At 71.4% G+C, this 11501-nt stretch carries 6 protein-coding genes and 1 pseudogene; all 7 read left to right on the top strand.

Features of this window, described 5'->3' with window-relative positions:
• Positions 1-665, top strand: a pseudogene (locus RWP81_RS08970) (ABC transporter); the annotation flags it as partial.
• Positions 666-675: 10 nt separating this feature from the next.
• Positions 676-1158, top strand: a complete 483-nt coding sequence (locus RWP81_RS08965; RefSeq protein ID WP_314455056.1) for a hypothetical protein — start codon at positions 676-678, stop codon at positions 1156-1158.
• An 88-nt stretch (positions 1159-1246) separates the two neighbouring features.
• On the top strand, positions 1247-1909 hold the full coding sequence (locus RWP81_RS08960) for a hypothetical protein (RefSeq protein WP_055959355.1): 663 nt from the start codon (positions 1247-1249) through the stop codon (positions 1907-1909).
• 100 nt (positions 1910-2009) lie between these two features.
• Positions 2010-3146, top strand: a complete 1137-nt coding sequence (locus RWP81_RS08955) for a serine/threonine-protein kinase (RefSeq protein ID WP_314455052.1) — start codon at positions 2010-2012, stop codon at positions 3144-3146.
• Entirely contained in the window at positions 3143-9082 is a 5940-nt protein-coding gene (locus RWP81_RS08950; protein WP_314455049.1) for an Ig-like domain-containing protein, read from the top strand. The genes RWP81_RS08955 and RWP81_RS08950 overlap by 4 nt, the downstream gene beginning before the upstream one ends.
• A gap of 47 nt (positions 9083-9129) precedes the next feature.
• Positions 9130-10095: a MoxR family ATPase gene (locus RWP81_RS08945; RefSeq protein ID WP_314455047.1), complete on the top strand. Its 966-nt coding sequence runs from the start codon at positions 9130-9132 to the stop codon at positions 10093-10095.
• A gap of 46 nt (positions 10096-10141) precedes the next feature.
• On the top strand, positions 10142-11501 hold a 1360-nt coding region (locus RWP81_RS08940), incomplete at its 3' end, for a DUF58 domain-containing protein (RefSeq protein WP_314455044.1).

The following is an 11501-nucleotide window of genomic DNA, read 5'->3' as shown; positions in this document are numbered from 1 at the left end:
CGGCCGTCGCGGCCGGAACGGGTGCTGCCGTCGCCGGTGCCGGTACCTCCGCGTCGACGCCCGCGTCCGAGGAGCCCACCCGCGCGTTCGGCACACCGCAGCCCATCTTCGTGCAGGCCCCCGAGGCTCCGCGGCCGCGCGGCAACCGCGGCGCCGCCGGTGCCATCGGTCTGCTCGCGGCGCTCGCCTTCGCCGTGCTGTACCTCGCCGCCACCCTCGGCCTGCGACTGCTGACCGACGGGCTGCAGATCGCCGACCTCGGCACCGCAGCCCTCTCCACTCTCGGCACCTGGGGCCTGTGGGTTCCCACGGTGGCGTTCTACCTGGGCTTCTGGTTCCTCGGTGCGCTGATCAACCGCGGTCGCTGGGGTCACTGGGTCGTATGGGGCCTGGTCGTCGGCGTCGTCGCCTGGGCCGGGCACCTGCTCGGCGTGCTCATCGCCGAACCGTTCTGGATGATCACCGGGCGCGAGTCGGCCGATCTGCTGCTGAACAACGTGCTCGCTCCGCTGGCGATCGTGGCCTTCGTGCTCGGCCGCGAGCTCACCATCTGGTTCGGAGCGTGGGTGGCCGCCCGCGGTCGCCGCGTGACCGAGCTCAACGCCGAGGCGCAGCGCGAGTACGAGCGCACCCTCGAAGCCGGCCCGCAGCTGTCGCAGCGCTGAAACGGATGCCATGACGAATGAGCCGCGACCGGCGGGGGTCACCCCGCCGGTCGCGGTCGTTTTCGCCTCCGTCATCTTCATCGCGCTCTCGATCGCCGCGCTGGGGGTGGCGAGCCTCGTCCTCGACGCCGACGTCATCCCCGTGCGCGGGCTCGGCGCGGTGCCGGGCGTGATCGGACAGGTGGCTGCCCTCGGCTCCTTCGCGGGCGTGCTCTTCTGGGGCCTACGGGCCGTCCCGCCGAGCTTCCTCACCGCCGTTCCGTGCGCGATCGCGGCGTACGTGGGCGAGATCATCGGTGTCGTGATCGGGGCCCTCGTCAGTGGCGCCGATCCCGCGCGCGGCGTCGCGGCCGCGAGCAGCGTCGCCCTGGGCTTCGCCGGTCCGGTTGTTGCGGCGGTGGGTCTCCTGGCGGCGTTGTTCGGGATCCTCCTCGCGCGTTCGCGCACGAGCGGACCGCGGTGGACGTGGGAAGACGACGACGACGCGCCCTGAGGCGCGGCATCCGGGGTCTCACGCCCTCCTGACGCGCGGGGACCGTGGCGTCCGCGAGTTCCCGGGCGTGTCGGGCTAGCGTAGGACCGTGGAGCGGTCGCTCGAGAGCCAGGTCGGTCAGGCGGTGGATGCCTGGCTGCGTTGGCTGCCCCGGTGGGAGCCGGCGAACCATCGCGGGCGCGTCGCCCCGTGCCGCCGTTGCTTCGGCTCGCCCGTGCTCTCGGCCGCCGGGTTGGGCTCGGATGTGCCTCACGGCGTACAGCACGGCCTCTCCACCCGCGTGAAGGGCATCGTCGATCACGCCGTCGCCGACTACACCGCCCGCAACCTGCCGATGCTCCAGGCCGAGCTCGACCAGCAGTCCGAGCGCAACCGGCGGCGTTCCTACCGCCCCTCCGAGGGTCTCGAGCCCGAGTTCGAGGGGATGCCGCTCGACCCCGATCCCGAGCCCGGATCACCGTTCCTGTTCACCCTGACGGGCCTTGCCGCCGAGGAGGATGCCGAGCTCCCGGCTCTTCCCCCGCTCTCGGATGCCGCCAAAGCGGCGCTCCGCCAGGAGGTCGGGCTGGCCGACGATTACGCGAACATGATCGGTCGCGAGGTGTGTTCGATCCTGCTCCACCACCGCCTGCGCATCCAGTCGGCCGTCGCGGAGTACGTCGAGCCGCAGATCGCGGCGCTCCTCGACGACCTGACGCGTTCGCTGGACGCGCCGTTCGATCCCCGGGAGTCCGAGCCCCCGGCATCGTGAACCGCCTGTGTACAGACGGCGGGCGCGATCATGCTGTTTTGTTAGCATCGTCGGGTCGTTCGCCAGTGGTGTCGCGGACGCATCGTCCGGAGGGAGCTCGATGCCGCAGCGGCTCCCCTCGTCGCCGCCCATCCTGCCCGGGCTCGCGTACATCCGTCCCCTCGGCTCCGGTGGCTTCGCCGACGTCTTCCTCTACGGGCAAGACATGCCCCGCCGCGACGTGGCCGTGAAGGTCCTGCCCAGCGACGTGCGAGACGCCGATCTGCTGCGCATGTTCAACGCCGAGGCCGACGTGCTCGCTCACCTGTCGGCCCACCCGTCGATCGTCACCGTGTACCAGGCGGGGATCTCGGCCGACGGCCGGCCCTACATCGTCATGGAGTACTGTCCGGGCTCGCTCGCCCAGCGTTTCCGAGTGGAAAGGATGCCGCTGGCAGAGGTCCTGTCGATCGGCGTGCGCATGTCGGGGGCGCTCGAGTCGGCGCATCACGCGGGCCTCATCCATCGCGACGTCAAGCCCAGCAACATCCTCGTCACCACCTTCGGCGCCCCCGTGCTCGCCGACTTCGGCATCTCCTCGTCGCTGGTGCGGCAGGGCGCCGACGAGATGCTGGCGATGTCGGTGCCGTGGAGCGCGCCCGAGGTCGTCGCCGAGCAGACCGCGGGAACCGTCGCGAGCGAGGTGTGGAGCCTCGGGGCGACCGTGTACTCGCTGCTGGCCGGACACAGCCCGTTCGAACGCCGCGAGAAGGGTCAGAACTCGCGAGAGCAGCTGCGCCGCCGCATCGCACGGGGGTCGTACACCGACGTCGCCCGTGCCGACGTCCCGGCGGCCCTGCAACGGGTGCTCGAGCGGTCGATGTCGCGCAACCCCTCCGATCGACACGCCAGCGCGCGCGAGTTCGGCGAGGCGTTGCAGACGGTGCAGGCCGAGATGGGCCTGCCCGCGACGCCCCTCGAAGTCCCCGCCGCAGAGTGGGCGCCCGCCGCCCGTGCGGTCGACTTCGCCGACGGAACACTGCGAGGACCGGCCCGCTCGCACATCGAGCGCGAGGGCGCGCGCAAACACCGCGCCTCGTCGGGGGTCGCCGGCTACGCCCGCGACGAAGACACCGACATCGCCGCACCCGCGTCGAAGACGTTCCACCCGCTGCCCTGGGTGCTCGCGGCGGCCACGGTCGTGACGGCGGGCGCCGTCGTCGTGGCGGCCCTTCACGCCACGGGCGTGCTCCGATGAAGCGCAGCACCGTCGCCGGCCTGACCGCCGCCGTGGTGTCGGCGGCGCTGGTGGTGACGGCGAGTGTCGTCTGGCCCGGGCTCGACGCGCAGCAGACGCCCGAGGTCGACACCTCCGTCTGGGCGCTTCAGACGGGCGACGGCCAGCGCTACGCGCGCGTGAACACCGCCGTCGGCGAGCTCGACACCGTCCGCACGGCGGGCAATCCCAGCCAGGTGGCGCAGTCCGGCGACGGCGCGTACCTCTTCACCGACAGTTACAGCAAGCTCACGCGCATCGATGAGGCGTCGCCCGTCGATCTGCAAGAGGAGCAGCTGCAGGCCGCCCCCGACACACCCCCGGGGACCACCTCCGTCGTCACGGCGGGCGACTACGTCGTGTACCGCACCGATGCCGGGGCGCTCTTCGCCGGACGACTGAGCCGCGCCGGCCAGGCGGCCGTCGAGCTCGACCCCTTCGGTGCCGAGGGCGACGACGACGAGACCGCCTACGCGGCCGATGCGGTCGCCCTCGATGACCGGGGGATGCTGTTCGCCTACTCGTCGGCCGACTCGTCGGTCCTGCGCTACGACATCGAGTCCGATGAGGTCAGGGGCCGCGACGACCTCGACGCCGACGTCACGTCGCCCGTGATTTCATCGGCGGGCGACACCTGGGTGCTCGTCGACGCGGAAGCCGGTCGCGTGTGGGTCCGCGGTGGTGATGCCGTCGACATAGAGACCGGCGACCAGGTCGTGGTGGGCGATGCCGACCCCGACGCCCGTGCCGTCTACGTGGCCGACGACCAATCGCTGTGGACGATTCCCACCGACGGCTCCGCGCCCCGGCGCGAAGTGGGCGGCGGCGGCAACGTGCTGGGGCAACCCGCGCGACCGGTCTGGCACCAGGGGGTCGCCTACGCCGCGTGGCTGCTCCCGGGCGAAGCGCGCGGCACGCTGTGGCGATCCGACCAGGGTGAAACCGGTCTCGACTACGGCGGGGCCACGATGCCCGACCAGCGCCGACCGGTCTTCGTCGCCACCGCGCACGCGGTCATCCTGAACGAGACGCGCACGGGCTGGGTGTGGACGGTGCCCGACGGCTCGCTCGTCCCCTCGAGCCAGAACTGGTCGCTGGATGACCGGACCGAGCAGACCGCGGTGCAGAGCGAGGAGCAGCTCAGCGTCGTGCTCGACCCGAAGCCGCCGATCGCCGAACCGGATTCGTTCGGGGTGCGTCCGGGGCGCCTCGTCACGCTTCCCGTCCTGTTAAACGACCACGACCCCAACGAAGACGTGCTGAGCATCGTGGGCGAAAGCGTGACGGGCCTGGATCCCGGCTTCGGGTCCCTCTCGCTGACCGACTCCGGACAGCGGCTCGCGGTGCGGGTCTCGCCGACGGCCGTGGGCAGCGCGACCTTCACCTACGCGGTGACCGACGGCACCGCGGCAGAGGGGCTGACGTCCGCGCCCACCACGGTCACGCTCGCCGTGTCGCCCGCCGACGGAAACGCGGCGCCGGTGTGGTGCGGTGTTACGGTCTGCCTGCAGCCCTGGCCCACCCCCGAGGTCGCCCGCGGGGGCACCGTCACCGTCCCCGTCCTCTCGGGCTGGGTCGACCCCGACGGCGACCCGCTCCTCCTGCTCTCCGTCGAGAACCCGGGCGGCATCGGCACGGTCGCTGCGACCCCCAGCGGCGACATCGTCTACCAGCACGCCGACGACGGATCCGGCGGCGAGCAGAACGTCGAACTCGACGTCACCGTCGCCGACACCCGAGGGGCGACGACCACCAAACCCCTCCTCGTCCGTGTGACGCCCGACCCGGCGCTCTCCGTGCAGTCCTTCGCCGTGGTCGACACCGTCGATTCCTCGATCTCGATCGACGTCGGCCCCCACGTGACCGGCACCGCGGGTGACATCTCGCTGGCCTCCGTCCGCGTCGTCGACGGCGCGGCGGCGACGGCCACGGTCATCGGCGGCAGTACCGCCTTCGAACTCACCGCGGCGCAACCGGGCGTCTACCGCGTCGACTTCACCGTCAACGGAGGAGGCCGCGACGCGAACGGGACGGCGCGCGTCACTCTGCTGCCCGCCGATGCCCCGGCGCAGTTGTCGACCGCCCCGGTCGTGGCCTTCGTCCGGCCGCAAGAAGATGCGACCCTCGATGTCTTCCGCGCCGTCTCCAATCCGACGGGACGGGTGCTGCTGCTGAGCGAGGTCGACGCCGACGCCGAAGAGGGCGCGTCGCTCACCGTCGACACGGTGGGCCAGAACGACCTCCGCGTCTCGGGGAGCACGGCCGACGGCGCGGCCGGCCTCCTCGGTACGGTGGGCTACACCGTCAGCGACGGCACCGACGACGAGGGTTCGCGGGTGACGGGGGAGGCGACGGTCTATCTGCTGCCGCCGGCGCCCGAGATCGCGCCCATCGCCGTCAACGACTCCGTGACCGTCCGCGCCGGCGCGCAGATCGATATCCCCGTACTCGACAACGACATTTCGCCGGCCGGCGGGCGCCCCACGCTCGATCCCTCGAGCGTCCGGGCCACCCCTGCCGCCGACGGTCTCGCCTTCGCATCCGGCGGTCTGCTCCGCTACCTGGCGCCGACGACGCCGGGCGCGTACGAGGTCTCGTACCGCGTCTCGACGACCGGGACGCCGTCGCTGTGGGACGAGGCGACGGTGCGCATCACCGTCCTCGGCGACGACGCGAACCGCGCGCCGCTCCCGGGCACGCTCGAGGGGCGTGTGCTCAGCGGCGGGACGACCACGATCGACTTCGACGCCTTCGCGGTCGACCCCGACGGCGACGCCGTGACGCTCGACCGCATCGTGACGCAGCCCGAGCGAGGGACGGCATCCGTGTCGCCCGACGGGGCGTCGATCCTGTACTCCTCGCTCCCGGGAGACCGCGGCCAGGTGTCGCTGCGCTATCGCGTGTCCGATTCGGCGGGCGCCACCGGAGAAGGCACCGTCCGCATCGGCGTGCTGGATGCCGAGGCGAACCCGAGCCCCATCACCTTCACCGACTACGTGCAGGTGCAGGCGGGCGCCGACCGCACGGTCCGTGTCAGCCCCCTGGCGAACGACATCGACCCCACGCAGGGCCGCCTCACCCTCAGCGGTGTGCGCCCGGATCTCCCCGAGAGGCTCGTCGACGGCAGCGACAACCCGGAGTACGAGCGCCTCGGGGGCTTCATCGGCGCCGTATCCGACACCGCCGTCGTCCTTCGCGCGGGCGAGCAGCCGGGCACCCTGTCGTTCCTGTACGACGTGGCATCGGATTCCGGCAACACCGGCCGCGGCCTGATCGTGGTGAAGGTCGTGCGCGAGAACGTGCCCGACTACCCCGTCGTCACCGACACGGTCTTGACGGTCGAGAACCGCGACGACTTCGCCGCCGGTGTCGACGTGATCTCCGGTAAGGCCACGTGGTCGGGTGGCGAGGTCAGCGACCTCGACGTGGCACTGTGGGGTGATCCGGTCGACGTTCAACTGGAGGGTCGGCGCATCTCCGGCGCACTCCCGGCGACGCGCCGGGTCGTTCCGTTCGCCGTCACCGGTCGCGTGGGCGACGCCGATGTCACCACGTACGCCTTCCTCCGGGTGCCGGGAGACGACGACCTGAGCCTCTCGCTCCGACCGAACGCTGCACAGCGCGTCGACGAACTCGCATCGGTCTCGTTCGACATGGCGTCCCTGGTCGCGCTGCCTCGCCGCGCGACGCTCGAGGTCGGCGCCGACGTTACCCCTACGGGCGTTCGCGCCGAGGGGCGATGCACGGTCGCAGGTTCCGTCGTCACCTACGACGCGGGCAGCGGCTCGCCGTGGACCGACGCGTGCCGCGTTCCCGTCCGGGTGGCGGGCAGCGAGGAGTGGACGGTGCTGTCGGTGCCGGTCGGCGTCGTCGCCCGAAATCCGCAGCCCGAACTGCGGCCGGGCGCGCTCACGGTGGGTCCGGGGGAGACGGCCACCTTCGACCTGCGCAACATGACGTCGTGGCAGCTCGGTCGCGAAGACGCGGGGGGCGTCCGCTATGCGCTGGAGTCCTCGGGCTCGGCCTTCGCGGTGTCGCTCGACGGATCCGTCGTGACCGTGACGGGCGACGACCGCGCCCTGCCCGGCACCGAGAACGTCGCCGTCGTGTCGATCACGAGCCACGAGGCGGTGGCGCCGGCGCGTCTCGTGCTGCGTGTGGGCGCCGCGCCCTCGACACTGCCCCAGGGGGGCACCACGTCGTCGCAGTGCTCCCAGGCCGCGGGAACGAGCTGCACCATCGGGGTCATCGGAACCCCGGGTGAGGTGAACCCGCTTCCGGGTACGCCTCTCGAGGTCGTGGCGGTCAGACCGACGGCCAGCTGCACGGGCGTAAGCTTCTCCGTCGCGTCGACGTCGAGCGTCGCGGCGTCGTGGAACGACGACACACCGGGTGCATCGTGCAGCGCCGTCGTGACCCTTCGCGATGCACAGGGACGAACGACCGCGTCCACCCGCGACGCCCGCGTCACCCTCGACCTGCTGGGCTACCCTCGTTCCCCGTCGAGCGTGCGGCAGACCGCCTTCGCCGACGGTTCCCTGACGCTGCGCGTCGATCCGGGTGAGTCGGGACGCGCATACCCGGGCCTCTCCGGCTTCATGGTGCGCACGGGTGGACAGACCGTGGGCCAGTGCGCGCCCGACGGATCGTGCCCGCCCATCTCGGCCCCGAACGGCGAGCAGCGGGAGTACGTCGTGACCGCGGTCAACGCCGTCGGGGAGTCCCGGGGGGCTGTGCGCACGACAGGGTGGGCGTACCGCCCGCCCGCCCAGCCGCGCGAACTGGCTTTCACCCCGGTGCAGACCGGCGGCGAGGGCAACGTCGCCGACCTGGTGATCAGCGGTGTCGACGGGTCGGAGACCGGCGCGCTCGAGATCTCCAGCCCGGTGGGCCAGACCGTCCGCGTCGATGTCGGACGCAACCAAGACGAGGTGCAGGTGCGCCGGTTCGTCGTCGGGTCCAACACCGCCACCAGCATCACGATCCGCCCGATCTCGCGGTTCACCCTGCCGCCGGGACTCGGCGGAGCATCGAACGGGGGCGAGCTCGTCGGCACCGCGCACGGTGTGGGCGTCGCGCAGAACCTCGTTCTGAACCTCACGTCGCGTTCGACGGGCGACCAGCAGTCGACCGTCGTCGCCGAGGGCTCGGCCCAGCCCAACGGCACCGATGTCGAGCTGAAGTACGACATTTCGGAGGGGCGGTCCCGGTGCCAGCCGTCTTCGGATTCGGCGCGCGAGGAGTTCCCGAAACGCAACGACGGCGAGAGCTACGACTACACACTCTGCGTCGAGACGTTCTTCCGGGGCGAGTCCTACGGAGCGGTCGGCGTCAAGCAGAGTCTGAACGTCGCGCAGAACGACGCCGCCCCGGAGGGCTACACGTTCCGCGTCAACCCCGATGCAGAAGTCAAGGACAACACCGCGCGCTGGTTCTTCGATCGCAAGATCGAGGCGGGCACCCCGCCGCCGCGCAACAACAAGGTCGTGTACGACAACTGGGGTCCCGGATCCACCGTCTTCGGTCGCGACCCCAACATCCTCGTGTACTTCCAGCACGATGTGTGGGACACACGGTCTCAGCCCGGTCTGGTGAAGCCGGCCCAGGGTAGCGCTCCGTACCAGGTGCAAGCGTCGTGGAGCATCGCCAGTTGCGAGGGTGGCGGCCGACTCGTCGCAGAGGTCACGACGACCGACGGCGCGGGCATCGTGACCCCCATCTACGGCAACGTGGTGTACCGGGATGCGACTGGGACGCAGCTGCCGACGAACCCCGACGATCCGACCCTCGTCCCGATTGGTGCGACGACCGTCGACCGCGTCGGCGTCACAGTGGCCTGGGCCGACCCGGCGTGGAATCTGAACCCGAAGACCGTCGAATTCGCCGGCTCCTGCCGACCCGGCGCGTCGGCTCCCTGATCCCGAGCCGTCCCGGCATCCCTCCCCTCTCAGCCAAGGAAGACGACATGACGATCACCCAGGAGCAGGCCACCTGGTTCTCCCAGACCTTCTCGCAGATCGCCGACAACGTCGAGCGCGCCGTCCTCGGTAAGCGTCACGTCGTCGAGCTCGTGCTGACGGCCATGCTCAGCGACGGGCATGTCCTGCTCGAGGACGTCCCCGGCACGGGCAAGACGTCGCTCGCGCGCGCCGTGGCGCAGTCCGTGCAGGGCACGAACACGCGCATCCAGTTCACCCCGGATCTGCTGCCGGGTGACATCACCGGAATCACCGTCTACGACCAGAAGACCGGCTCGTTCGAGTTCCACACCGGTCCGATCTTCGCCAACATTGTCCTCGCCGACGAGATCAACCGCGCGAGCCCGAAGACCCAGTCGGCGCTGCTCGAGGTCATGGAAGAGGGCAGCGTCACGATCGACGGCGTTTCGCGCCAGGTGGGCGTGCCGTTCCTCGTGCTGGCGACGCAGAACCCCGTCGAACAGGCCGGGACCTACCGCCTCCCCGAGGCGCAGCTCGACCGATTCCTCCTGCGCACCTCCCTCGGGTACCCCGATCACGCCGCGACCGTCCGCATCCTCGACGGGGCGGCGGTCGCCACCGCGGAGTTGCGCGCCATCATCACCCCTCAGGCGCTCGTCGGCATGGCCGACCTCGCGGCATCCGTGTACGTCGACGCCCTCGTGCTCGACTACATCGCGCGTCTCGTGGATGCCACCCGCACGGCCGACGAGGTGCGCCTCGGCGTCAGCATCCGCGGCGCCCTCGCCCTGACCCGGGCGACCCGTGCGCGCGCGGCCGCGAAGGGCCGCACGTACGTCACACCCGACGACGTCAAAGCCCTCGCCGTCGCGGTGCTCTCGCACCGCCTGATCCTGCACCCCGAGGCCGAGTTCGACGGGGTGACGCAGGAGGCCGTGATCGGTCAGGTCCTGCTCGACACGCTTCCTCCCACGCAGCGCGAGAGCGTGTGACGATGTCACGCATCCCCGCGATCCGTCCGGCGCCGGGAGGTGACGCATGCCCGACAACGGTCTCACCGAATCGCGCCTGACGAGAACGTCCGCCGGCACGTTGCGGACCGGTTCGCGCACGTCGGTCACGTCGACGTCGGTCCGACGTCAGCGCCAGATCGTACGAGCCGTGGTGCGGGCGACGGAGCTGTGGCGGGCCCTCATCGCCGCCGTCGTGACGGCCGCGCGATGGGCCGGTCGCACGGTGCGCCCGGCCGGCGCCGTCGTGGTCGCCGCCGCCACGTTCGGTCTGATCCTCGGCGTCCTGTTCGGATGGGTCGAGTGGATGGTCGCGGGGGCCGCCGCGCTCCTGCTGCTCGCCATGAGTGTTCCGTTCCTCTTCGGCGCCCGCGCCTACGACGTCGACCTCACGCTGCAGCATGAGCGTGTGGTCGCCGGCCACGGCGTGACGGGCGAAGTCGTGGTGCGCAACGACGCTGCGCGCGCCGCTCTGCCCGGACGACTCGACATCCCGGTGGGGCGCGGGCTGGTCGAGTTCGGCGTGCCGTTTCTGCGTCCGGGACACGCCACGACCGAGCCGCTGCAGATCCCTCCGCTGCCCCGCGGCGTCGTCCGGATCGGTCCGGTGACGACCGTGCGGAGCGACCCGGTGGGATTACTGCGGCGCGAGCACGCTTTCGACGACGTGCACGACCTCTTCGTGCACCCGCGCACCGTCGCCCTCCCCTCGACCAGCGCCGGTCTGATCCGCGACCTCGAGGGGAGCGCGACGCGTCGCCTCGTGGATGCCGACATGTCGTTCCACGCAATCCGCGAGTACGTCCCCGGCGACGCGCGCCGCCAGGTGCATTGGAAATCCACCGCAAAGACCGGGCGTCTCATGGTCCGCCAGTACGAGGAGTCCCGCCGCTCCCGCATGGCGGTCGTGCTCGCCGCGGCGACACCGGAGTATGCGGATGCCGATGAGTACGAGCTCGCCGTCTCCGCGGCGGCCTCTCTGGGCCTCCGCGCCGTTCGCGATGCCCGCGACGTCGATGTCGTCACCGGTTCCGAGATCCCCCGCGTGGTGAAGGGGCGCCTCCGCGCGATCCGCCACCTTCCGGTGGTGTCGCCGCGCGCGATGCTCGACGGCTTCAGCGGCCTCGATCGGCACGACAACACCATGCCCGTAGAAGACGTCTGCCGCCTGGCATCCGAGGCCGGCGAACGTCTGTCGATCGCGTTCGTCGTCGTGGGTTCGGCCGTGCCTCTGGCGCGCCTGCGGCAAGCGGCCCTGGCTTTCCCCGTCGACACCGCCGTGGCGGCCGTGATCTGCGACGAACGCGCGCACCCGCGCATGCAGAGCGTGGCGGGCCTCACCGTGCTGACCATCGGCACGCTCGACGACCTGTCGGGGCTGCTGGTGC

Origin of the sequence: uncultured Microbacterium sp., from assembly GCF_963521695.1 — a bacterium.
In the GTDB taxonomy this organism is placed as follows: Bacteria; Actinomycetota; Actinomycetes; order Actinomycetales; family Microbacteriaceae; genus Microbacterium.
The sequence above is the reverse complement of the archived record's forward strand: the minus strand, read 5'-3'. Positions and strand labels throughout refer to the sequence as shown.